General features: G+C 71.0%; 20 protein-coding genes and 1 pseudogene. 9 read left to right on the top strand and 12 right to left on the bottom strand.

Annotation, left to right across the window (positions count from 1 at the left end; genetic code table 11):
- The first annotated feature begins 31 nt into the window (after nt 1–31).
- From ACWD1U_RS01225 to ACWD1U_RS01215, 3 genes and pseudogenes are all read left to right on the top strand, one after another.
- Nucleotides 32–1,411 (top strand): 8-oxoguanine deaminase, encoded by a 1,380-nt coding sequence (locus tag ACWD1U_RS01225; protein WP_451103582.1) that lies wholly within the window; start codon nt 32–34, stop codon nt 1,409–1,411.
- A 265-nt stretch (nt 1,412–1,676) separates the two neighbouring features.
- Entirely contained in the window at nt 1,677–3,065 is a 1,389-nt protein-coding gene (locus ACWD1U_RS01220) for a nucleobase:cation symporter-2 family protein (protein ID WP_451103957.1), read from the top strand.
- 64 nt (nt 3,066–3,129) lie between these two features.
- Nucleotides 3,130–3,454: pseudogene (locus ACWD1U_RS01215) on the top strand (winged helix-turn-helix transcriptional regulator); the annotation flags it as partial.
- Between the two features lie 174 nt (nt 3,455–3,628).
- Here ACWD1U_RS01215 and ACWD1U_RS01210 read toward each other — a convergent pair.
- The 3 genes from ACWD1U_RS01210 to ACWD1U_RS01200 form a co-directional block, all read right to left on the bottom strand.
- Nucleotides 3,629–4,051: an acyl-CoA thioesterase gene (locus tag ACWD1U_RS01210; protein WP_451103581.1), complete on the bottom strand. Its 423-nt coding sequence runs from the start codon at nt 4,049–4,051 to the stop codon at nt 3,629–3,631.
- A gap of 62 nt (nt 4,052–4,113) precedes the next feature.
- On the bottom strand, nt 4,114–4,743 hold the full coding sequence (locus ACWD1U_RS01205; RefSeq protein WP_451103580.1) for a hypothetical protein: 630 nt from the start codon (nt 4,741–4,743) through the stop codon (nt 4,114–4,116).
- Nucleotides 4,744–4,816: 73 nt separating this feature from the next.
- Nucleotides 4,817–6,025 carry a pyridoxal phosphate-dependent aminotransferase gene (locus ACWD1U_RS01200; protein WP_451103579.1) on the bottom strand — a complete coding sequence of 403 codons (1,209 nt, stop codon included), beginning with the start codon at nt 6,023–6,025 and terminating at the stop codon, nt 4,817–4,819.
- A gap of 86 nt (nt 6,026–6,111) precedes the next feature.
- Here ACWD1U_RS01200 and ACWD1U_RS01195 point away from each other — a divergent pair, with 86 nt between their 5' ends.
- Nucleotides 6,112–6,831, top strand: coding sequence for a winged helix-turn-helix transcriptional regulator (locus tag ACWD1U_RS01195; RefSeq protein ID WP_451103578.1), 720 nt, complete (start codon nt 6,112–6,114; stop codon nt 6,829–6,831).
- Nucleotides 6,832–6,838: 7 nt separating this feature from the next.
- On the opposite strand, the gene ACWD1U_RS01190 is transcribed toward ACWD1U_RS01195, so the two are convergent.
- Genes ACWD1U_RS01190 through ACWD1U_RS01180 form a run of 3 tightly spaced genes read right to left on the bottom strand, consistent with a single transcriptional unit; the run spans nt 6,839 to nt 10,434 of the window.
- Nucleotides 6,839–7,630, bottom strand: a complete 792-nt coding sequence (locus ACWD1U_RS01190; RefSeq protein ID WP_451103577.1) for a hypothetical protein — start codon at nt 7,628–7,630, stop codon at nt 6,839–6,841.
- On the bottom strand, nt 7,630–8,895 hold the full coding sequence (locus ACWD1U_RS01185) for a VWA domain-containing protein (RefSeq protein ID WP_451103576.1): 1,266 nt from the start codon (nt 8,893–8,895) through the stop codon (nt 7,630–7,632). Before ACWD1U_RS01185 ends, ACWD1U_RS01190 begins: the two co-directional genes overlap by 1 nt.
- A gap of 45 nt (nt 8,896–8,940) precedes the next feature.
- The gene (locus ACWD1U_RS01180; protein ID WP_451103575.1) at nt 8,941–10,434 is read right to left on the bottom strand and encodes an IucA/IucC family protein; all 1,494 of its coding nucleotides are present in this window, start codon (nt 10,432–10,434) and stop codon (nt 8,941–8,943) included.
- Between the two features lie 100 nt (nt 10,435–10,534).
- On the opposite strand from ACWD1U_RS01180, the gene ACWD1U_RS01175 reads away from it, so the two are divergent.
- Both ACWD1U_RS01175 and ACWD1U_RS01170 read left to right on the top strand, forming a co-directional pair.
- Nucleotides 10,535–12,070: an IucA/IucC family protein gene (locus tag ACWD1U_RS01175; RefSeq protein ID WP_451103574.1), complete on the top strand. Its 1,536-nt coding sequence runs from the start codon at nt 10,535–10,537 to the stop codon at nt 12,068–12,070.
- 81 nt (nt 12,071–12,151) lie between these two features.
- Nucleotides 12,152–12,526, top strand: coding sequence for a (2Fe-2S) ferredoxin domain-containing protein (locus ACWD1U_RS01170; RefSeq protein ID WP_451103573.1), 375 nt, complete (start codon nt 12,152–12,154; stop codon nt 12,524–12,526).
- Here ACWD1U_RS01170 and ACWD1U_RS01165 read toward each other — a convergent pair.
- The 6 genes from ACWD1U_RS01165 to ACWD1U_RS01140 all read right to left on the bottom strand — a co-directional run bounded on the left by ACWD1U_RS01165 (nt 12,521) and on the right by ACWD1U_RS01140 (nt 18,899).
- Nucleotides 12,521–12,937, bottom strand: coding sequence for a universal stress protein (locus tag ACWD1U_RS01165; RefSeq protein ID WP_451103572.1), 417 nt, complete (start codon nt 12,935–12,937; stop codon nt 12,521–12,523). The genes ACWD1U_RS01170 and ACWD1U_RS01165 overlap by 6 nt on opposite strands.
- A gap of 2 nt (nt 12,938–12,939) precedes the next feature.
- Entirely contained in the window at nt 12,940–14,439 is a 1,500-nt protein-coding gene (locus ACWD1U_RS01160; RefSeq protein ID WP_451103571.1) for an APC family permease, read from the bottom strand.
- A 336-nt stretch (nt 14,440–14,775) separates the two neighbouring features.
- Entirely contained in the window at nt 14,776–15,807 is a 1,032-nt protein-coding gene (locus ACWD1U_RS01155; protein ID WP_451103570.1) for a LacI family DNA-binding transcriptional regulator, read from the bottom strand.
- A gap of 76 nt (nt 15,808–15,883) precedes the next feature.
- A complete protein-coding gene (locus ACWD1U_RS01150; protein WP_451103569.1) occupies nt 15,884–16,723 on the bottom strand; it encodes an ATP-binding cassette domain-containing protein in 840 nt (279 codons plus the stop codon).
- Entirely contained in the window at nt 16,720–17,733 is a 1,014-nt protein-coding gene (locus ACWD1U_RS01145) for an ABC transporter permease (protein WP_451103568.1), read from the bottom strand. The genes ACWD1U_RS01150 and ACWD1U_RS01145 overlap by 4 nt, the downstream gene beginning before the upstream one ends.
- 137 nt (nt 17,734–17,870) lie before the next feature.
- Nucleotides 17,871–18,899 (bottom strand): substrate-binding domain-containing protein, encoded by a 1,029-nt coding sequence (locus ACWD1U_RS01140; RefSeq protein ID WP_451103567.1) that lies wholly within the window; start codon nt 18,897–18,899, stop codon nt 17,871–17,873.
- Nucleotides 18,900–19,145: 246 nt separating this feature from the next.
- On the opposite strand from ACWD1U_RS01140, the gene ACWD1U_RS01135 reads away from it, so the two are divergent.
- From ACWD1U_RS01135 to ACWD1U_RS01125, 3 genes are all read left to right on the top strand, one after another.
- The gene (locus tag ACWD1U_RS01135; protein WP_451103566.1) at nt 19,146–20,108 is read left to right on the top strand and encodes a carbohydrate kinase family protein; all 963 of its coding nucleotides are present in this window, start codon (nt 19,146–19,148) and stop codon (nt 20,106–20,108) included.
- A gap of 228 nt (nt 20,109–20,336) precedes the next feature.
- Nucleotides 20,337–22,898: a GH32 C-terminal domain-containing protein gene (locus ACWD1U_RS01130; RefSeq protein ID WP_451103565.1), complete on the top strand. Its 2,562-nt coding sequence runs from the start codon at nt 20,337–20,339 to the stop codon at nt 22,896–22,898.
- 15 nt (nt 22,899–22,913) lie between these two features.
- Nucleotides 22,914–23,207: a putative quinol monooxygenase gene (locus ACWD1U_RS01125; protein ID WP_451103564.1), complete on the top strand. Its 294-nt coding sequence runs from the start codon at nt 22,914–22,916 to the stop codon at nt 23,205–23,207.
- The last annotated feature ends 389 nt before the right edge of the window (nt 23,208–23,596 follow it).

Below are 23,596 nucleotides of genomic sequence, written 5' to 3'. Positions count from 1 at the left end.
GCCCTCTCCACTTCAGCGCAAAGGACGAACCATGGCAGCCAACCGGCGCATCGTCATCGAGAACTGTGCGATCGCGACCGTGGACGCGAACGACACCGAGTACACCTCCGGACACGTCGTCCTAGCCGGCAACCGCATCGAGTCGCTCGGCCCGGGCGCGGCCCCCGGGGGCCTGGAGAACGTCGTACGCCGAATCGACGCCTCCGGTCACGTCGTGACGCCGGGCCTGATCAACACCCATCACCACTTCTACCAGTGGATCACCCGGGGTCTGGCCACGGACCACAACCTCTTCGACTGGCTGGTGGCGCTGTACCCGGTCTGGGCGCGCATCGACGAGCCGATGGTGCGCGCGGCGGCCCAGGGCTCGCTCGCGATGATGGCCCGCGGCGGCGTCACCACCGCCATGGACCACCACTACGTCTTCCCGCAGGGCTCCGGCGACCTGTCCGGCGCGATCATCGGCGCCGCCCGCGACATGGGCGTCCGCTTCACCCTCGCCCGCGGCTCCATGGACCGCAGCGAGAAGGACGGCGGCCTGCCCCCGGACTTCGCCGTCGAGACCCTGGACGGCGCGCTGGCCGTCACCGAGGAAACCGTGCGGCAGCACCACGACTCCTCCTTCGACGCCATGACCCAGGTCGCCGTCGCGCCCTGCTCGCCCTTCTCCGTCTCCACCGAACTGCTGCGGGACGGCGCCCAGCTCGCCCGCCGCCTCGGCGTCCGGCTCCACACCCACGGCTCGGAGACCGTGGAGGAGGAGAAGTTCTGCCACGAACTGTTCGGCATGGGCCCTACCGACTACTTCGAGTCCACCGGCTGGCTCGGCGAGGACGTGTGGATGGCGCACTGCGTCCACATGAACGACTCCGACATCGCCGCCTTCGCCCGGACCAGGACCGGCGTCGCGCACTGCCCGTCCTCCAACGCCCGACTCGCCGCCGGCATCGCCCGCGTCCCGGACATGCTGGCGGCCGGCGTCCCGGTCGGCCTCGGCGTCGACGGCACCGCCTCCAACGAGTCCGGCGAACTCCACACCGAGCTGCGCAACGCCCTCCTCATCAACCGCCTCGGCGCACACAAGGAGGCCGCCCTGAACGCCCGTCAGGCCCTGCGCCTGGGCACGTACGGCGGCGCCCAGGTCCTGGGCAGGGCCGCGGAGACCGGCTCCCTCGAACCCGGCAAGCTCGCCGATCTGGTGCTCTGGAAGCTGGACACGCTCGCCCACGCCTCCATCGCCGACCCGGTGACCGCCCTGGTCTTCGGCGCGGCGGCCCCGGTCACCGCCTCTTTCGTGGACGGCCGGCAGATCGTCGAGGACGGGCGGCTGCTCACCGCCGACGAGGACGCCATCGCCCGCTCGACGCGGGACGAGGCCCGGCGGCTGGCGAGGATCGCCGCGCAGGGCTGAACACTCCGATGACTCCGGCCGGGAGGGACGGCTCCCGGCCGGTGGCCGCGGACCCGAGCGGGGTCCGCGGCGGCTGTCTCCGGGGCGCTCGTGTACGCGAGCGCCCCGGAACGGCCACCCCCCCGTCACCTGCATGCCCGGTCCCTCCCCCAAGCTCTCGGCTTCGCTCGAGCAGGGAGGTACCCCCATGACCACCAGCACCACCTCCTTGACACCCACGGCCGTCATGTGGCGAAGCCGTGTAACCGACCGGAGGGAAGCCGCCGTGGCCGACCACCCCGTTGACGAAAAACTCCCCGCGCTCAAGATGGCGACGACCGGCCTCCAGCATGTGGCCGCCATGTACGCGGGAGTCGTCGCCCCACCCCTGATCGTCGGCGCGGCCATCGGCCTGACCGCCACCGACCTGACCTTCCTCACCGGCGCCTGCCTGTTCACCGCGGGCCTCGCCACGCTCCTCCAGACCCTCGGCATATGGAAGATCGGTGCCCGGCTGCCGTTCGTCAACGGCGTCACCTTCGCCGGTGTCGCCCCGATGACCGCGATCGTCGCCTCCACCGAGGACAAGTCCGACGCCCTGCCGGTCATCTTCGGCGCGGTCATCGTCGCCGGACTCCTCGGCTTCATAGCCGCCCCCGTCTTCTGCAAGGCGGTCCGCTTCTTCCCGCCGGTGGTGACGGGCACGGTCATCACCCTGATCGGCATCTCCCTGCTCCCGGTCGCCTTCGGCTGGGCGCAGGGCCCCGACCCGGCGGCGCAGGACTACGGTTCGGCGACCAACCTGGGGCTGGCCGTCGGCACCCTCGTCATCGTCCTGCTGCTGCGGCGCTTCACCCGGGGCTTCGTCAAGCAGATCGCGGTGCTGCTCGGCCTGGTCGCGGGCACACTGATCGCGATCCCGTTCGGCGCCACGGACTTCGGCCCGGTCGCGGACGCGGCGATCATCGGCTTCCCCACCCCCTTCCACTTCGGCGCGCCGCAGTTCCAGCTCGCCGCGATCATCTCCCTGTGCGTGGTGATGGTGGTCTCGATGACCGAGTCGACCGCCGACATGCTGGCATTGGGTGAGATCGTCGACCGCCCGGCCGACGAGAAGACCATCGCGGCCGGCCTGCGCGCCGACACCCTCGGCTCGGCGATCAGCCCGCTCTTCAACGGCTTCATGTGCAGCGCCTTCGCCCAGAACATCGGCCTGGTCGCGATGACGAAGATCCGCAGCCGGTACGTCGTCGCGGCCGGCGGCGGATTCCTGGTGCTGATGGGCCTGTGTCCGATGGCAGCCTCGCTCATCGCCGTCGTCCCGCGCCCGGTGCTCGGCGGGGCGGGCGTGGTCCTGTTCGGCTCCGTCGCGGCCAGCGGCATCCAGACCCTGGTCCGGGCCGGCCTGGACCAGGACAACAACGTCCTGATCGTGGCCGTCTCCCTGGCCGCCGGCATCATCCCCATCACGGCGCCGGAGTTCTACCACGCCTTCCCGGAGACGGCGCGGATCGTCCTGGACTCGGGCATCTCGACGGGGTGTGTGGCGGCGGTGCTGCTCAACCTGGTCTTCAACCACCTGGGCAGGGGCGGCCGGGACGCCAAGGACGTCACCCACCCGATGGAGGCGGGCGAGGAGATCACGGGCGCGCCCAGGTCCCCGGCCGCGCCTTGAGGGCGCCGGACTCCGCTCAGGCTTCCGCCTCGGCCGCGATCACCGTCGCCACCCGGAAGGCGAGCTGGCAGCCCTATGCCTCTCCGGCAAACGGAGCGTCCAGATCCTCGTCGCCGCGCCCCACGGGCCCATCCGCTTCACCGAGTTGGAGCGCAGTATCGAGGGCATCAGCCGCCGGATGCTGACCCTGACGCTGCGCAACCTGGAGCGCGACCGCCTCGTCACCCGCACGGTCCACCCGACGGTGCCGCCGAAGGTGGAGTACGAACTGACGTCCGTGACCCGGGATTCGCACGAGACCCTGCAACGCCTGATCGACTGGGCCGAGCGGAACAGGGTCTGCATCGCCTGAGTCGCGCGCCTCCTACGACGAGGAACACGCGCCTAAGGGGTCCTTGCACTGTGCCCGCCCGGGTCGCGCGGCCTGGCACCGCGCCTCGCCGCGTTGCCGAAGCGCCCAGGCAGCTCCGCTACAGGGCACTTAGGCGCCTTGCGATGCACGGCACCAGACCACGCGACCTGATCGGACGCTCACAGTGCAAGGACCCCTGAGCCGGTCTGACCTAGAGCCCGAACATGCCCGGGTCCGACGCCAGCTCCTTGAAGACCGCCGCGGGGTCGGCGACCAGCCTGCGTTCCTTGAGGTCCAGGATGCCGCCGACCGCCGTGATCTCGGCGGCCACCGTGCCGTCGGCCTTGCGGACGGTCTGCTCGATACGGAACGTCTTGCCGCCGCTCCACGCGAAGGCGCACGTCACCTCGACCTCGTCGCCCGCGAGCAGCTCCCGCTGGTAGCGGATGGTCGTCTCCAGGGCCACCGGTCCCACGCCCGTGGAGATGAGGCGGGCCTGGCTGATCCCGGCCGCCTGGAGCAGCGCCCAGCGGGCGTGCTCGGCGTAGTTGAGATAGACGGCCTGATTCAGGTGTCCCTGGACGTCCGTCTCGTACCCACGGACGGTCACCGGAACGGAAAACGGCTCGCTCACTGCTTTCCCCTCTCGCGCCGGACTCTCGTGCACAGTGCAACCACCCGATCTTGGCATGCCCATCACGCCCGGCGTGGCGAAGCCAGGAGATACCGGCTTCCGGTGCGGGGTTCGCGGTGCTCGCTCACCTGCCAGCCTGCCCCTTCCAGGGTGGCCGCGCAGGCCCGCAGCGCCTCGCCGTCCGGTTCGTGGACGGAGACCGCCTCCGGTTGCGGGGTCTCCCGCACTCGGTACCCCCCGCCCTGCTGCCCCGCCGGACTGTGCCCGGCCGCCTCCAGAGCCAGCGCCGCGGCCTGCACCAGATGCGTACGCTCCCAGCCGCACGGCCGGTCCACGGCGCCGTCCCGGTTGGTCATCCGGCGCAGCTCCAGCAGCCCCTGCCAGGCGCTGTGCACCTCACGGCGGCGGGCGGGGCCGGGTTGCGGAGGATCCGGCTCGGCACCGGTGCGCGCGGCGAACACGCCCGTCGAGGCGGGGGCCTCCCCGGCGGGCTCGGGCACCTGGGCGATGCCCTGCCGCACCCGGTGCCCCTCCGGCGTCAGAAAGTGGTCGTGCGGCGGCCGGGGGTGCCGGAAGGCCAGCCCCCGTTTCACCAGTGCCGCGAGCTGCGCCTCGGTGCCCTTGAGGCGCCCGGTGACGGGATCGGCGGCGTCGATGACACGCCGCTGCACGGCGGTCGGCGGTCGGGTCACGGCGCGCTCCTCTCCGGCCTGGGGCACACGCCCCACCTGCTCGAAGGCTACGACCCGCCACTGACAACCGCGCCTACTGGCGGTACCCGCTCAGGAACCGCCCGATCCGCCCGATCGCCGCCTCCAGGTCGTCCGCGTGCGGCAGGGTCAGGATGCGGAAGTGATCAGGGGCCGGCCAGTTGAAGCCCGTGCCCTGGACCACCTGGATCTTCTCCCGCAGCAGCAGGTCCAGGACGAACTTCTCGTCGTCGTGGATCCTGTGCACCTTGGGGTCGAGGCGCGGGAAGGCGTACAGCGCGCCCTTCGGCTTCACGCAGGTCACGCCGGGGATCTCGTTGAGCTTCTCCCAGGCCACGTCCCGCTGCTCCAGCAGCCGCCCGCCCGGCTCGGTCAGCTCGCTGATGGACTGCCGGCCGCCGAGCGCGGCCTGGATGGCGTACTGCGCGGGCGCGTTGGCGCACAGCCGCATGGAGGCCAGCATGGTGAGCCCCTCCAGGTAGTCCTTGGCGTGCTGCTTCGGGCCCGTGACCACCAGCCAGCCGGAGCGGAAGCCCGCCACGCGGTACGTCTTCGACAGGCCGCAGAAGGTGAGGACCACCAGGTCGGGGGCGAGCGCGGCGGCCGAGTGGTGCACGGCGTCGTCGTAGAGGATCTGGTCGTAGATCTCGTCGGCGAAGACCATGAGGCCGTGCCGCCGGGCGAGGTCGAGGATGCCCTCGACGATCTCCTTCGGGTAGACCGCGCCGGTGGGGTTGTTCGGGTTGATGATCACCACCGCCTTGGTGCGGTCGGTGATCTTCGACGCCATGTCGTCCAGGTCCGGGTACCAGTCGGCCTGCTCGTCGCAGAGGTAGTGGACCGCCTTGCCGCCCGCGAGGGTCGTCACCGCCGTCCAGAGGGGGAAGTCCGGGGCGGGGATGAGGATTTCGTCGCCGTCCTCGATCAGCGTCTGGACGGCCATGGAGACCAGTTCGGAGACGCCGTTGCCGAGGAAGACGTCGTCGACGCCGACCTCCAGGCCGAGTGTCTGGTACCGCTGGGCCACGGCCCGGCGGGCGGAGAGGACGCCGCGCGAGTCGGTGTAGCCGTGCGCCCGCGGCAGCATCCGGATCATGTCCTGGAGGATCTCCTCCGGCGCCTCGAATCCGAAGAGCGCGGGGTTGCCGGTGTTCAGGCGCAGCACGCTGTGACCGGCCTCCTCCAGCGCGTTGGCGTGCTCTATCACCGGGCCGCGGATCTCGTAACAGACCTCGCTCAGTTTGCTCGACTGCCGGAACTCCATGCGCCGTTTCCCCTCGCTCACTGGTGTTGCTTGGTTTTACCAAGTAGCAGCTTGGAAAGTCCAACAACTTGTCTAGACTGCGTCGCATGCCACCTCGCCGAAGCTACGACCAGTACTGTCCCGCCGCTCGCGCCCTCGACGTCGTCGGCGACCGCTGGACCCTGCTGATCGTCCGGGAGCTCCTCGCCGGTCCCCGCCGCTACACCGACCTGCACGCGGACCTGCCCGGCGTCAGCACGGACGTACTCGCCTCACGGCTGAAGGACATGGAGCGCGACGGCCTCGCGACCCGGCGCCGGCTGCCGCCCCCCGGCGCGGCCTTCGTGTACGAAGCCACGCCCCGGGGGCGGGAGTTGCTGCCTGTGCTCCAGGCGCTGGGGGAGTGGGGGCAGGCGGAACTCGGGGAGCGCCGGCCGACCGACGCCGTCCGGGCGCACTGGTTCGCCCTGCCCCTGCTGCGCCTGCTGGACGGGGAGGGACTCGTCGAAGTCCGTCTGGAGGAAGGGCTGTTCCATCTCCACGTCGGTGCCGAGGAGGGGCTTGTGTACGGCGACGGGCCCGCCCCCGGGGAGCCGGACGCCCGGCTGGTCCTGGACACGGGTACCTGCACGGCCCTCGGCCGGGGGGAGTTGGCCCTGGCCGACGCCGTGCGGGAGGGGCGGGTCGAGGTGAGCGGCGAGGGCACGCTCGCCAAGGCGCTGCGCGAGGGCGTGCGGGAAGACCCCGCAGTCGGGCGAATTTCTGATGTGGCGTCAGCCGACGGAGGGAAGACCGATCAGGAGGCCCGCGAGCGGCGGGCCTCCTGAGGCCTGGTCAGGCGCCCGGCGGCACCCGTGACGGCCGTCCCGAGCCGCGCGTCAGCGCGTACCCGGCGACCCCCGCCAGCGCGGCCAGCACGCCGCCCAGCGCGGTCCACACCCACCGGTCCGACCACCAGCCGGACGCCCAGCCGTCCTCGGGCTGCAGACCGGCCAGCACCGCCGCGTCCTCCCGCGCCCCCTCGGGCTTCGTCGCGATGCCCGGCACCAGCGGCTCGGCCAGCGAGCCGTCCACCGCCGCCGAGCCGCCGATGTCCTCGGAATCGGTCCGCACCCGGGCGTCGACCGGGAGTCCCAGGTCGGCGGCGCCGACGCCGGTGGCGGTCAGGCGGACGTAGTACGTACCGGGCAGCGGGTCGTCGGCCCACGGCTCCGACCAGGAGCGGACCGTGCGCAGCACGCAGGCCAGCTCCACGGAGGAGACGTCCGCCGCCGCGGTGCGCGTCTGCGCCCCGTACCGGCAGGCCTGGCGGCGGCGCAGGCCGTCGTACACGTCGACCTGCCAGGTCTGCAAGGCGTGGGTCTTCGGCAGCTTCACCGTCGCCGTGACCGTGGGGCGCTGCCCGGTGTCGGCGGGGAACGACCAGTACAGGTAGTCGCCGGTGGAGGCGCTCGCGGTGGCCGCCTGCCCCTGCTCGATCTCGGTCGCCGTACGGAACGACGTACCGGCCCGCGTGGGGGCCGACGTGGCGTCCTGCGACGGCCCCGGCGAGGCGTCCGCCGCGGCCGGGGCGGCGGCAAGGCCGAGGGTCAGCATCGCAGCGCTCAACGCGCGTATCGCTCGCATCAGTTGGTCCTCCAGACCGCGACCCGCCAGCGCGACAGCCAGCCCCAGACGAGACCGGCGAGGAAGCCGGCGAGGATGAGGACTCCGAGCAGCCACCAGCCCCGGCCGAGTCCGAAGGCGGCCACGTCGCCCGCCTGGCTCGGGGCGTCCACCACGTCCACGGTCAGCTCCAGGGGCAGACCGGGCGTGGTCTTCACGCCGGAGGCCGCCGAGAAGGAGTGCGAGACCGACAGGCAGACGGCCTCGGCCGGTGCGTCCTCCTCGTCACTCCCGGCCTTCGGGTAGCGCAGCCCCGTCGAGATCACGTCCGTACGGCCGTTGCCCGCCGCCTCACCGCGCACGATCTCGCGGCCCTTGGACGTGACGGCCCGCAGCAGGACGCCGTAGGCGGGGTTCACGGCCCGGTCGGCCGCCACGCTCACCGAGGCGCGCAGCTCCTGACCCGGCCGCACGTCCACCCGGTACCAGCGCTGCTGACCGAACTCCTCCCGGTCCGTGTACAGCCCGGACTTCAGCGCCGGCGCGTCCGCGCATCCGGCGGCGCCCTCCGCCGGCACCGGCGTCACCACCGGATCGGCTGCCCGGTCCACCAACTGGTTCACGCGGTCGGTGAGTTCGTCCTGGTGCTCGACGGAGGTGTAGGTGCCGCCGGTGGCCTCGGCGATGCAGCTCAGCTGCCTGCTCAGCTTGGCGGTCGGCACCAGGCCCAGCGTGTCGATGGTCAGGCCGATGCCCTTGGCGGCGATCTCCCGGGCCACCTCGCACGGGTCGAGCGGCGCGCAGGTGTCCTCGCCGTCGCTGATCAGCACGATGCGCTTGGAACCGTCGCCGCCGTCCAGGTCGTCGGCCGCCTTCAGCAGGGCCGGGCCGATCGGCGTCCAGCCGGTCGGGGTGAGCGTGGCGACGGCCGTCTTGGCCTCGGTGCGGTTCAGTGGGCCGACCGGGTAGAGCTGAGCGGTGTCCTTGCAGCCCGTCTTCCGGTCGTCGCCGGGGTAGTTGGCGCCGAGGGTGCGGATGCCGAGTTCGACCTCCTCGGGCGTCGCGTCGAGCACCTCGTTGAACGCCTGCTTCGCGGCGGCCATCCGCGACTGGCCGTCGATGTCCCGGGCCCGCATCGAGCCGCTGACGTCGAGGACGAGGTCGACCTTGGGGGCGTCCCGGCCCGTGGGTTCACCGGCGGCCGCCCCGGCCGGGAAGGCGAGCCCGGCCGTCAGCGCGGCGAGCAGGGCGCAGACGCCCGCCGCCAGCCGTTTACTTGTGATCATCGGCGGATCCTATTGATCATTCCGCCCGTGCTCCAAAAACGGGTTTCACCACAGGGGATTGGGCAGTTCCGCCCACTGGTCCCCGGGCGTCTGCGGCGAGAGCCGCATCAGCGTCAGCGCCTTCGTGGGGACGGGCTCGGCACGCAGCACGGCGAGGTCCGGAGTGTGCGGGAGATCCCGTACCGCCGTCTGAAGCGCCGTCGCGAGCGCCTCGCCCGATCCGGCCGTCCCGGCCAGCGCCCCCGCCACGAGTGAGCCGAACAGTTTGCGCCGCAGCGTGCGTTCGTCGTCCGTGACCATGCGGGCGGGCAGATCGGGCACCGTGATGCCGTGCCGGGCGAGGCGGGCCGGGCTGAGGCGGATGTCGGCCAGATCGCGGTAGACCAGCCGCAGCGGATCGCCCGTGGGGGAGAGGACCACCAGGAGGTTCTGGCCGTGCGCTTCCAGGGCCACGCCCAGTTCCAGCAGCCGCAGGCCGACGGTGAGGGCGAGGCGCGTGAAACCGGCCAGCCAGGCGGGGGAGCGGGGGAGGTCGGTGGTCGCGAGGGCCGCCACCGGCAAGACCCGTTCGCCGCTGCCCGCGTACGTCTGCGGCGACTCCCGCAGGACGGCCGCGAGGTCCGGGGAACCGGCCGCCGCCGCACCCAGGGTGCGGGTCATGTGCAGCAGGCCGTCCGTGCGGGCCGCCGGTGTTCCGGCGAAGTCCGACAGCAGCGCGGAGGCGCCGACCGAGGGCAGCGAGATGTCCCGTACCGAGGACGTCAGCCGGGCGCTGAGCGAGGTCTTCACATGCGGCCCGCCGGGCAGGGCGAGCGTCCGCAGGGACATCAGCGGATGCCCGGGACGCCGCTCCTCGCACGCCCGCTTCAGCACGTGCGCCGCCTGCCACGGATGCACCGGCAGCGCCACCCGTTCCCCGTCCCGCAGCTCCCGCGGCCACACGCCCGTCACCAGGCACTCCTCCGCCCGCACCGGCACCAGCCCGAGCTCCACCAGGGGCCGGTGCTCGGGCCCGTACGCGAGCTGCTCGGCCACCGAGAAACCGGGCCGGGACCGGCACGTCGGGTGGAACGGGTGCCCGTCGACGATCCGCTGCTCCCACTCCCAGTCGCTCTCCGGCCACGCGTCCCCCTCGCCGCCCTGCCCGGCTCTCGACAACGCCAACGATGCGGCACTGTGCCCGAGTTCGGCGGCGAAGGGGGCGGAGTGCGGCACGGCGAGGTCCGTCATCAGCCGCGCCGGATCGTCGTGGTCCGTCCCGTCGAGCCGTACCTCGGTGACGTACGCGCCGGTCGCGTACGGATCCGGCCGCGGGCCGTGCAGCCGGCGTCCGTCACAGAGGTGCAGGACCAGCCCGTCGCGGGCCTGCTCCCTGCGGGCGACCCAGGGCAGCGGATCATGGGCGAGACCGCGCCACAGACGGGACAGCACGGCCGCCCGGGCGCCGGGCAGTTCGGCCTCGTACCGCGGCAGGAGACCGGGGCGTACGACGGCCAGCTCGTCGGCGACCTCGGCCTCGGCGGTGGTGGGACGGTGCACGGGCGGGCTCCTCGGGTACGAATAGGGCGTCACAGCGGAATGGCGACGACCGACATACTGATCATCTCCGCCCGGAACGCTGGAAGGACCGTAGGGACGAGTGGAACGCGTGGACCTCATGCCCCCGCCCGCCGACGACGACTCGGCCCGAGGTGACGACATCGCCATCGGCGGCCTCGCCGACGGGTACGCCGCCGTGCCCCTGCTGAACTGCCTGCTGCGGGAGGTGGCCCGGCCGGTGCACCAGGAGGACGGGCACCGGGTCTACCGCCTGCCCGGCGGCGACCGCCTGCTGCGCGTGCGCGGGACCCGGCGGCCCGCCGGACCCGAGGTCCACGGGGCGGGCGGCTGGCATCGCCTCGACCATGCCGAGCTGGTGAAACTCGTCACCGAGGAACTGCGCCGGCACACCGGGGTGTCCAACCACGAACTGCCCGCCGAGATGCTCGACAGCCGGGACGCCGTGGCCGCGCTGCTGGCCGCCCGGTCCGGTGCCGCGCCGCCCGGGGACCTCTACCTGCGCTCCGAACAGTGCCTCCTCACCGGCCACACCCACCACCCCGCCCCCAAGGCGCGCGGCGGCGGCCCCGCCGCCGGCTGGCTGCCGTACGCGCCCGAGGCCTACGCCCGCTTCCCGCTGACCCTGCTCGGCCTGCGCGAGGACACCGTGGTCGAGGAGGGCGACACCTCGGCGCTCGACGCCCTCGGCACGGCCCCGCCCGGCTACCGGCTGCTCCCGGCCCACCCCTGGCAGCTCGACCTGGCCGGAGCGGAGCTCGCCGCCGCCTTCGCGGACGGCCGGCTGGTCCGGCTCGGCACGACCGCCTTCGACACCTGGCCCACGGCCGCGATCCGCACGCTCTACACGCCCGCGCACGACCTGTTCCTGAAGTTCAGCCTGGACGTGCGCATCACCAACGACATCCGCCGGCTGTGGCGCCACGACCTGCTCGCCCTGCGCCGGACCGACGCGGCCGTGAGCGCCGCCTTCGAGGCGTTCGACGGCCCCCCGGCCTGGCTGAGCGACCGCGGGTACCGCACCGCCGACTTCGCCTTCGAGGCCCTGGCCGTCCTCGTCCGCGACGGCTTCGGCGGCCGTGTCCTGCCCGGCGCGACCCCGCTGCTCGCCGCCGGTCTCGTCGAGGGATTCGACGGCAGCCCGCTCGACCGCGCCGCCGACCCGGAGGCCTGGTGGGCGGCGTACCTGACGCAGGTGGTGCCCCCGGCGCTGGCGGCCTTCGCCGAGCACGGCGTCGTCGTCGAGGCCCATCTGCAGAACACCCTGGTCGCCGTGGACGCCGACGGCATGCCCGTGCAGGCGCTGTACCGGGACGCCGAGGGCGTGAAACTGCTGCCGGACGTATCGCGCGAGGCGGGCTGGGAGCGGCTCGTGTACTGCCTGGTCGTCAACCATCTCACCGAGATCGCCGCCGCCCTCGCCGAACGTCACGCCGGGTTCGACCCCTGGCCCGCCGCCCGCCGCGAACTGGCCCGCCACGACCTCCCCGAGATCCCCGCCCTGCTCACCTCACCCACCCTCCCCGCCAAGACGAACCTGCTGCTGCGCTGGACGGGCGCGGACGGCGCCGACGCCCGCTACCGGCCGCTGCCCAACCCGCTCAGGGAAGGAACGTGACGAGGCGGACCGACGCCCCCTCCGAGGCCGGGAAACCCCGCATGGAATGATGATCACGACGAGCAGACAGGGAGGGTGCGGATGTCCGCGACACCGGCCGCCGCAGGGGCTCCCTGCCGCATCGTCGTCTGCCGGGACTGCTGCTGCGGCAGCCGCAAGGTCACCGGCGTCGATCACACCGCCCAGACCGAGCGCCTGTGCGCCGCGGCACCGGTGCGCGTCTCCGACTGCCTCGACGTCTGCGACCAGGCCAACGTCATCGTCGTCCGGCCCTCCGCCGCGGGTCGGGCCGCCGGGGCCCGGCCGGTGTGGCTCGGGCTGGTCAACGACCCGGCCGCGACCGAGGACATCGTCTCCTGGGTGCGGGAGGGCGGTCCCGGTGTCGCGCCGATGCCCGATATCCTCGACCTGTACGTCATCACGCCTGCGGCGAGGCGCCGCTCCGGCGGTTCATGACTCGGCCGGCACACACAGCACGGGGACGCTGGACAGATGCAGCAGCTTGTGCGGTGTCGAGCCCAGCAGCGCCCCGCGCACCGGGCTCTCGCCCCACGTGCCCACCACGATGACCCTGGCCCCGTGGCGTGCCGCCGCGCCGATGAGCGCCTGCGCCGGCCGCTCGTCGACGAGCTCGACCGACGTGCGCACACCTGCCTCGTCGGCGACCTGGACCGCGTGCCCGAGCGCGGTGTTCCCGGCCTCGCGGACGGCCTCGTGGTGGGCGCCGTACTCCTCACCCGTGACACCGGGAGCCGCGACGCCGTAGACGATCACCAGCGGCTCGTCGTACGCCGCCGCCACCTCGATCGCGACCCGCAGCGCGCGCCGGGCGCCCGGGGACTCGTCGTAGCCGAGAACCACCGACATCTTCAGGACTCCTTGCCGTCGACGAGGCCGGGGTCGACCACGCTCGGATGCTCCGACCAGAAGGCGGGGGCCGTCAGCCGCCACACGACCATGAGGGTCACGCCCGTGACGGCGATGCCGATGCCGATGACGAGCGGCGGACCGAGCCCGAACCACGAGACGCCGCTGTAGGAGTTGGCGGGGTCGGCCATGTCCGACACGGACTCCACCAGCAGCCACGCCAGCAGCCCGGCACCGATCAGCGGGCCGAGGCCGATCAGGAAGAAGTTGCGGACGCTGCGGGTCAGTTGGCGGCGGTAGTAGACCGCGCAGGCGACACCGGTGAGGGCGTAGTAGAACGCGATCAGCAGGGACAGCGCGGTGAGGGAGTCGAAGAGGGCGTTCTCACTGACCTGGTACAGGACGAGGTACCAGACGATGGCGATGCCGGCGACCCACCAGGTGCTCACGTCGGGGGTGCGGAACCGCGGGTGGATGCGGCCGAAGTGCGCGGGCAGGGCGTGCCGGCGTGCCATGGACAGTCCCGTGCGCGAGGCAGGGATGATCGTCGTCTGGGTGGACGCCAGCGCGGACGTCGAGACCGCCAGCAGCACGACCCAGTTCCAGCCGCCCATCGCCTCCTCGGCGAGCAGGGCGAAGACGAACTCCTCCTCCGCCGCGTTCTCGGCGAGGTAGGCGGTTCCGGCGTAGGCCACGACCGCGAAGGCGACCGCGACGTAGGTCACCAGCAGCAGCACCGTCGACCAGACGGCCGCCTTGCCGGGCGCGGTTGCGGAGTTCTCCACCTCCTCGGTGAGGTTGACCGCCGACTCCCACCCCCAGTAGATGAACACGCCCAGCAGCAGGGCGGCGGTCAGTGGCGCTCCGCCGGCTCCGAACGGGTCCAGCCAGCCGAACCCCGGGCGGATGGAGTCGAGGGTTCCGGTGTCGGCGTAGACGCGGTAGAGCGCGACCACGGCGAAGACGAGCAGGCAGACGACCTGCGCGATGATGAGGACGTTCTGCACCTTGGCCGACACCTCGGTGCCGATCACGCAGATGGCCGTCATCACCAGGATGAGCAGTACCGTCAGCAGCTGACGCACGACGTCGTCGTCGGCCCAGCTGTCCAGCCCGACGGCGAGCAGGAAGAAGGTCACGGCGACGTCCGCCAGCGAACCGACCACCAGGACACCGGTCATGGTGATGGCCCAGCCGCCGAGCCAGCCCGCCCACGGCCCCATCGCCCGGGTGACCCACGAGAAGGTCGTGCCGCAGTCCTGGTCGACCCTGTTGAGGTAGTAGAACGCCGACGCGATCAGCAGCATGGGCACGAACGACGCGAGCATGACCCCGGGGGCGTAGATGCCGACCAGGGCCACGATCGGGCCGATGACCGCCGCCACCGAATATGCCGGTGAGGTCGAGTTGAGCCCGATGACCAGCGCGTCGAGGAACCCGATCGCATCGGGCTTCAGGCTCGCGGACGGTGGCGGGCCCGCGTCCGTGATGTCCTTGGCCATGCTCCCTCACTCCCGTTGTGTGTGAATCCATACAACAGGCAGGTGTGAGGCATTTCGGCTATTGGTGACCTTTCATGGTCTTATGCCGCCTTTCGTCCCCACATCGGCAGACACGGGAAGGACGGCGTGCCGATCACCGCCGTCATCAGGCCGGCGCCCGGTCGGGCGCCGGCCTGATGACGGCGCGGCCGAAGCGGTCGGCCGTGCCGACGAGCGCGGCGCCGAGGCGGACTCTCGGATCAGGCCGCAGCGCGTCGGTCCAACCGCCCGTGGTCGTCGGGCCGTTGGGGAGGTACGGTCACCCGGCGAGTCGGAGCTCCGACGAAGGCGACCCGATCATGTCTTCCGTGAGCCGACCGCGGGTTGTTCGCCTGATCCTCGGACGATCAGCCGGGTGGGGACGGTGATGGTGCGAGCCCGGGTGCGGTCGCCATCGAGTCGGGCCAGGGCGGTGGTCGCCACTGTTCTGCCGATTTCCTCGGGGTCCTGGGCGACGACGGTCAGGGCCGGTTCCAGTGCCTCGGCGAGCGAGACGTCGTCGAAGGCGACCACGGCCACGTCCTTGCGCTTGCTGCGGGCGAGTTCGGCGACGATGCCCAGCGCCATGATGTTGTTGCCGGCGAACAGGGCCGTGGGTGGGTCGGCCAGGTCGAGCAGCTTCGAGGTCGCGGCCTCTGCCCCCTGCTGGTCGTGCGCGCTGGCGAGCAGCGAGCGGTCGTAGGGGATGTCGGCCTCCCGCAGGGCCGAGCGGTAGCCGGCGAGGCGCTCGCGGCGGGTGTAGAGCCTGGTGGGCAGGTCGCCGATGAAGCCTATGCGCCGGTGTCCGTGGCCGATCAGGTGGCTGACGCCCTCGTGGGAGCCGTCACGGTTGGAGCTGACGACGCTGTCGGTGGCCAGACCCGCTCCCGGGCGGTCGATGAAGACGACGGGCAGTCCCGTGGCGCGGGGGGTCTTGAGGTGGGAGTGATCGGCGCCGACGGACGGCACGACCATCAGGACGCTGACGCGGCGGGCGAGGAACTTGTCCGTCAACGAGCGCTCGCGGTCGGGGTCGTCCGCGGAGGAGCCCACGAGCAGGGTCAGGCCACGGTCGCGGACCGTGTCCTCGATGCTCCTGGCCACGGCTCCGAAGAAAGGGTTGGCCAGGTCGGGGATGACCAGTCCGATCGTGGTGTCGGGTCCACCCACCCGGATATTGCGGGCCATGAGGTTCGGCTGGAAGCCGAGCTTGGCCACTGCGGCGAGAACCTGTTCCCTGGTCTCGGCCGAGGCGGGGCCGTCCTCGTTGAGGACGCGGGAGACGGTCTTGGCGCTGACGCCCACTTCTCGGGCGACGTCTGCCAGGGTCGGGCGGCGCTTGGCGGCCATGGGGGAAACGGTCTCCTGTGCTCGGCGGAACCGGCCGCGGCCTCGGCCGGAACCTGTGAGTGCTTCAGTCCTGTCGTCAATCGGCCTGGATTCCCGCGGCCTTCGCGGCCTGGGAATCCGCTACGACAGTATCTCCGGCCTCATCCACGGTGAGCGCGCCGGTCATGATGGCCACGACCTCTGCCATCGAGTAGTCGGAAGGCTTGATCACCGCGGCGCGCCGGCCCAGCCGGTGGACGTGGATCCGGTCGGCGATCTCGAAGACGTGCGGCATGTTGTGGCTGATCAGGACGACCGGCATGCCCTTGTCCCGTACCCGGCGGATGAGGTCGAGGACCTGGCCGGACTCCTTGACGCCGAGGGCGGCGGTGGGTTCGTCCATGACCACGACGCTGCGGGCCCAGGCGACGGAACGGGCGACCGCGACGGCCTGCCGCTGTCCGCCGGAGAGGGTCTCGACGGACTGGGTCAGCGAGCGCAGGCCGATCTTCAGGTCGGCCATGTGCTCGGCGGCCTCCTGGCGCATGCGCTTCTTGTCCAGCATGCGGAAAACACTGCCGAGGACGCCGGGGCGGCGGAGCTCGCGCCCGAGGAACATGTTCGAGGCGATGTCCATGGAGGCGGCCACGGCGAGGTCCTGATAGACCGTCTCGATGCCGTGGGCGCGGGCGCTCTGCGGGCCGGAGAACTGAATCGGCCTGCCGTTGAGGCGTATCTCGCCCTCGTCCGGGACCAGGGCGCCGGTGAGCGCTTTGATCAGGCTGGTCTTGCCGGCTCCGTTGTCGCCGATGACGGCGAGGACCTCGCCGGGCATCAGGTCGAAGTCGGCGCCGTCGATGGCGGTGACATGGCCGTAGCGCTTGACCAGACCGCGGGCCTGCAGCACGGGCGTGGGGGCGGAGGTCGTGGCGGTCATCGGGCCTTCTTCCGGGAGATCTGGTCGACGGTCACCGCGAGGATCACCAGGACCCCGGTGATCAGGGTCTGGTAGATGGAGGCGACCCCCATCAGCTGCAGGCCGTTGCGGAAGACACCGACGATGAGGACGCCGATGAAGGTGCCCAGGACCGAACCCCGTCCGCCGAAGAGGCTGGTGCCGCCCAGGACGACGGCGGTGATGCTGTCGAGGTTGTCGGTCTGGCCGGCCTGGGGGTCCCCGACTCCGGTGCGGGAGATGAGCAGCAGGGCGGCGATGCCGTAGAGGACACCCGCCACGGTGTAGACGCCGATGGTCAGGCGGGAGGTGCGGATGCCGTTCAGCCGCGCCGCTTCCTGGCTGTTGCCGAGGGCGTAGACGTGCCGGCCCCAACCGGTGCTGCTCAACGCGTAGGCGAGGAGCAGGAACAGGGCGATGGTGACCAGGGAGCCGTACGTGATGTCGGTGCGGCCGAGCGGGAAGGTCTGCCCGAGGGCCGTCAGCGGGCCGGGCAGATTGGTGACCGTCTGCTCCGCGGAGTAGATGTGGGTCAGCGCGAACGCCACGTTGAGCATGCCGAGGGTGACGATGAACGGCGGCAGCGGGATCTTCTGCACCAGCAGGCCGTTGAGCAGCCCGAAGCCGCCACAGACGACCAGGCCCAGGGCGATCGCGGCGAGCGGGGGCAGGGAGCCCTCCGCGGCCATCTTGGCAATCATGATGCTGCCGAACGCCATGACCGCACCGCACGACAGGTCGATGCCCGCCGTGAGGATGATCAGGGTCTGACCGATGGCGAGGGTGCCGACGACCATGACCTGCTGCACGATCAGCGAGAAGTTGCCGCCGGTGAGGAACTGGTCGGTCGAGAAGGAGAAGAAGGCGCAGGCCAGGAGGAGGGCGACCAGCGGGCCGGTGGTCGGTGCCGTGAGCAGCCTGCGGGCCGCGGTCGGCGCTTTGAGCCCGGCGTACGGCGAGGACGTGCTCGGGGGCGTGGTCGTGGCTGTCATGCGAAGTCCTTGTCGGAAGACAGAAGTCCGTGGCTCTCCTTGCCGGAGGACAAGGGAACGAGGGGGCGGCCGTCCCCCGGGTCGGGGAGTGGGGGTCGGCCGCCCCGCTTGGGGTGCGTACGGCCGTCGGGGGCGGCTCAGCCCCAGCAGTTCTCCAGGCCGTAGGCGGTGTCCTTGGACGCGACCCCGGCCTGAGCCTTGTCGCTGATCAGGGTGACGCCCGTGTCGGTGTAACCGGAAACCTTCTTGCCGTCCTTGGCGTACGTCACGACGGCCTTGACGCCCTCGGCGGCCATCTTCAGCGGGTACTGCTGGGACGTCGCGGCGATCTTGCCGTCCTTGACCGCCTGGGTGCCGGTGCAGCCGCCGTCGACGGAGACGATCAGGACGTCCTTCTCCCGGCCCTTGGCCTTGAGCGCGGTGTACGCGCCCAGCGCGGCCGGTTCGTTGATCGTGTAGACGACGTTGATGCCGGGTTCCTTCTGGAGGCAGTTCTCCATCGCCGTCTGGCCCTTGGACTGGTCGCCGTTGGTGTCCTGGGCGCAGGCGACGTCCTTCTCGGTGGCGCCGAAGCCCTTGAGGAAGCCGTTGTGCCGCTGGACGCCGACCGAGACGCCCGGTGCCAGGTCGAGGGCGGCGATCTTCGCGGTCTTGCCCTTCATCGCGGCCTTGGCGTACTCGCCGATCAATTCGCCGGCCTTGAGGTTGTCGGTGGCGAAGAGGGCGTCGACCGCGCTCTGCGGCTCGGTCGGGGTGTCCAGGGCGATGACCAGGACGCCCTTGGCCCGGGCCTTCTCGATCGCGGGCACGATGGCCTTGGAGTCGCTCGGGGTGATCAGGATGCCCTTCACGCCGGAGGCGACCATGTTCTCCATGGCCGTGACCTGACCGGCGTTGTCGCCGTCGAACTTGCCCGCCGCGGTCAACAGCTTGACGCCCTCGGCCTTCGCGGTCTTCTCCGCGCCCTCCTTCATCTTCACGAAGAACGGGTTGGTGTCGGTCTTGGTGATCAGACCCACCTTGACGTCGCCCGAACCGGCGGCGGCCGAACCCGATGCGGAACCGGAGCCGGAGCCGGACCCGCAGGCCGTCAGGGTGAGGGCCGCGACGCCCGTGACCGCGGCGGCTCTGAGGAGGGAGGAAGACAGGCGAGTGGTGCGAGACATGATCGACTCCTGAGGGGTAGCGAGCGGCACGGGGTTGGTGTCAGAGCATGCCGCCCGGGGGTGTCATCGTTGACTCATGTCATCGTTGACACTGCATGGCGAGGATGATGGACTCCGTCTCCCGGAAACGTCAATGCCCTGCACTCGTCACAAATCGGCAACGCTCGCGGCCGTCCCGCCGGGGCAATCCGGCAGCCGCATCACGACGCCCGGTGTGCCCGTCCGTCCGTCAGAGAAGAGCAGCCCATGAGCCCGCGTCAGATCACCGTCCTGGGAGAGTGCGTCGCGGACGCGTTCGCCGAACCCCAGGGCGCCTCGAACGAACTCGCCCTGCGTGTGCTGCCGGGCGGCGGACCTGCGAATACGGCCGTGTCACTGGCCCGGCTCGGCACCCCGGCCCGCTTCCTCGCGCGACTGTCGGACGATGTGTTCGGCCGCCTGTTCCGCGCCCACCTGGAGACGTCGGGAGTGGACCTGTCGAGCGCCGTCCCGGCAGCGGAACCCAGCACCCTGGCCGTGGCGGAACTGGACGCCCAGGGGCAGGCCGCGTTCTCCTTCCACGCGCAGAACACGGCCGACTGGCAGTGGACGGCCGAGGAGCTGGCGTCGGTGGACCTGTCGGAGACCGCATGCGTGCACACCGGATCCCTGGCCCTGGTCCGGGATCCCGGCGCGGCGGTGGTGGAGGACTTCCTGGCGGCGGCCGCCTCTCACGCGACCGTCAGTATCGACCCCAATGTCAGGCCGCTGCTGGTGCACCCCGACGTCTACCGTGCCCGGCTGGCGCACTGGTGCGGTCTCGCCGACGTCCTGCGGCTCAGCGAGGACGACCTGGAACTCCTGCTGCCGGGCACGCCGCCCGAGGAGGCCTGCGACATCTGGCACGCCGCCGGGGCGCGGCTCGTGGTGATCACACGTGGCGCCGACGGCGCCCTGGCCTCGCTCGACGGCGAACGGATCCAGGTGCCCGCCGTGCCGACGAGCGTCGCCGACACGGTCGGGGCGGGGGACTCCTTCACCGCCGGGCTGCTGCATAACCTCGGCGCCCGCGGCCTGCTCGGTGGCCGACTGACGGAACTCCGCCTCGACGATGTCGCGGAAGCCTGCCGGTTCGCCACCCGGGTCGCGGCCCTGACCTGCTCGGTCGCCGGCCCCAACCCCCCGTGGCGGAACCAGATGGAGCAGCTCGCCACGGTCGATCGCGTATGACGGACAGACGATTCGCGCGGCGGACATCCCGGCCGAACCGTTGACGCGTCGACCCGACGGCGTCCATCATCGGGGCACTCGATGTCATCGATGACACAAGTCAACGATGACATCCCTTCCCCTCACGGCGCCATGGACGATGGCGCTGATAAGGCGTCACTTTTCGGTCCGTTCCGCGCCGGACATCAGGCTCCGTTGCGCGCGGACGGCCGCGGCACAGGAGACACCATGAGTTCAGGACGTGTATCCCGGCATGCCCGCATACGGATGATCGCGGCGGTGGCGACCGTCTGCGCGCTGTCCGCAGCCCCGCTGGCCCCCCAGGCCCTCGCCGCCGACACCTCGCCGTACTCCGAGACCTACCGGCCCCAGTTCCACTTCACTCCGGAGAAGAACTGGATGAACGACCCCAACGGGCTCGTGTACTACAAGGGCGAGTACCACCTCTTCTACCAGTACAACCCAAACGGCAGCTCGTGGGGCGACATGTCCTGGGGGCACGCGGTGAGCAAGGACCTCGTGCACTGGAAGGAGCTGCCGCTCGCCCTGTCGCACGACGACGAGGAGATGGTGTTCTCGGGCAGCGCGGTCGTCGACTGGGACAACACCACCGGCTTCGGTACCGAGAAGAACCCGCCCATGGTGGCGATCTACACCAGCTACGACAAGGGCACGGGTATACAGGCCCAGTCGCTCGCCTACAGCACCGACCGCGGCCGCACCTGGACCAAGTACCAGGGCAATCCGGTTATCGACATCGGCTCCAAGGAGTTCCGCGACCCCAAGGTCCAGTGGTACGAGCCGACCAAGAGCTGGCTGATGACGGTCTCGCTGTCCACCGAGCACAAGGTGCGGTTCTACTCGTCCAAGAACCTCAAGGACTGGAACCTGCTGAGCGAGTTCGGGCCGGCCGGCGCGACGGGTGGGGTGTGGGAGTGCCCCGACCTGTTCCCCCTCGCGGTCGACGGGGACAAGAACAACATCAAGTGGGTCCTGGTCGTCAACATCAACCCCGGCGGTATCGCCGGTGGTTCGGCCGCCCAGTACTTCATCGGCGACTTCGACGGCAAGAAGTTCACCGCCGAGGGCAAGGGCACCTACACCCCGCCCGCCGGCACGGTGATGCAGGACTTCGAGAATACCGACTTCGGCGCGTGGACGGCCACCGGCACCGCGTTCGGCGACGGACCGGCTGCCGGGGCGGTGGCCGGGCAGGGAACCGTCGAGGGCTTCGACGGCAAGGGCCTCGCCAACAGCTTCCACGGCGGTGACGCGACCACCGGCATCCTCACCTCACCCGAGTTCACCGTCGACAGCCCCTACCTGAACTTCAAGGTCGGTGGCGGGCGGCATCCGCACGAGCCCGGGACGCTCCTGGAGCAGGCAGACCCGCCCGCGGGCACGGTCCTCGCCGACTTCGAAGGCGGCGGCTACGGCGACTGGACGACGGCCGGGGACGCCTTCGGCTCGGCACCGGCCACCGGCACCCTCCCCAACCAGCAGGAAGTCTCCGGATTCCTGGGCAGCGGCCTGGTCAACAGCTACCTGAACGGCGACTCCACCACCGGCACCCTCACCTCGCCGGAGTTCACCATCGACAAGGACTACGTCAACTTCCTCGTCGGCGGCGGCAACCACCCCGTCGGCTCCGGCAACCCCACCGCCGTCGAACTCCTCGTCGACGGCCAAGTGGTGCGCAGCACGACCGGAAAGGACGGTGAGGCGCTCAACTGGGCCTCGTGGGACGTCAAGGACCTCGCCGGCAAGAAGGCGCAGATCAGGATCGTCGACGACAACACCGGCGGCTGGGGTCACATCAACGTCGACCACATCATGTTGTCCGACACCAAGGCCCAGCCGGTGTCCCAGGAGACGTCGGTCAACCTGGTCGTCGACGGCCAGGTCGTCCGCAGCGCCACCGGCTCCAACAGCGAGACCCTGGACTGGGCGTCCTTCGACATGCGTCCCTACGCCGGCAAGAAGGCGCGGGTCCAGATCGTCGATATGAACACCGCCGGCTGGGGCCACATCCTGGCCGACCGGTTCACCGCCGCCGACGCCCCCGCCAAGTCCGTCGTGCAGCGCGCCGACTGGGCCGACTACGGCAAGGACTACTACGCGGCCGTGTCCTGGGAGAACGCACCGGGCGGCAAGCGCTACATGATCGGCTGGATGAACAACTGGGACTACAGCGGCGCCATCCCCACCTCCCCCTGGCGCGGCGCGCAAAGCATTCCGCGGGAAATGGCACTGCGTACCGTCGACGGCCGGATCCGGCTGACCAGCAAGCCGGTGGGCAGCCTGGAGTCCCTGCGGCAGAGCGGGCCGGCGACGGCGTCCGGTGTCACCGTCAAGAGCGCGACGAAGCCCCTGATCGGCCCTGCGGCCGAGGGCAAGGCACTCGACATCGAGGCGACCTTCTCCCTCAAGGACGCCGAACGCTTCGGCCTGAAGGTGCGCACGGGCGCCGGGGGCGAGGAGACCGTGATCGGCTACGACACCACGACCCAGGAGCTGTACGTCGACCGCACCCGCTCCGGCGCCGTGGACTTCAACAGCACCTTCCCCGGCGTCCAGACCGCCCCGCTGAAGGCGAAGAACGGCAAGGTGAAGCTGCGGATCCTCGTCGACTGGTCGTCCGTCGAGGTCTTCGGCGGCAACGGCGAGGCCGTGATCACCGACCAGATCTTCCCCGACCCCGCCAGCCAGGGAGTGGAGGTCTTCGCCGAGAACGGCTCGGTGAACTTGGACAAGGCCGCCGTCTGGCACCTCGATTCCGCCCACCACTGACAAGGACGCGAGACCATGAAGAAAACCCTGCTCGCCGAGTTCACCGCCCGCGAGGGAGCGGAGGACGAGGTCGCACGCCTGATCCTGGAGTACGCCGAGAAGGTGCGCGAGGAAGAGGGAAACCTCGCCTTCGACGTCTACACCAAAGAGGCCGATCCGCGCGCCTACTGGATCTTCGAGGTGTACCGGGACGAGGACGCCTTCCAGGCACACCTGAAGGCCCCGTACGGCGGCCCGTTCAACACCGCACTCGCCCCGCTCATCGAGGAGGACGCCTCCGTGCTGACCTTCCTCGATCCGGTGGCCTGACCATGACCGGCCCGCCCCGCGGGCCGGCCGTCACACAGTGAGCCGTGCCGCGTAGCCCGCGCTGTTCGCGACGTCCACGACGCCGACGGCTTGTTCCCCGGGCGGACCACCTTCGCCCTGCCGCATCACGCGTTGGGCGCGGGCTGTGGCACAGCTGCTCGCGCTCACGGGCGCCCCGGGCAAGGAGCCTGGTCCGGCTGCTCAGTAAATGCTCCCCTGCCCGCTGGTGGAACACGTCGCCGAGTACGACGTCGTAAAGAAGATCGTCAAGGACTTCAACGCCGGCCAGAGCAAGTACAAGGGCATTTGACCTGCGGTACATCCGCTTCGATCATTCTGGAGGCGGGGGAGTTCGGTGGTGACGCCGGCGCGATGGCTCGGGCGTTCCT

This window comes from Streptomyces sp. NPDC002788, from assembly GCF_053592115.1.
This window is presented reverse-complemented; position numbering and strand designations above follow the sequence as displayed.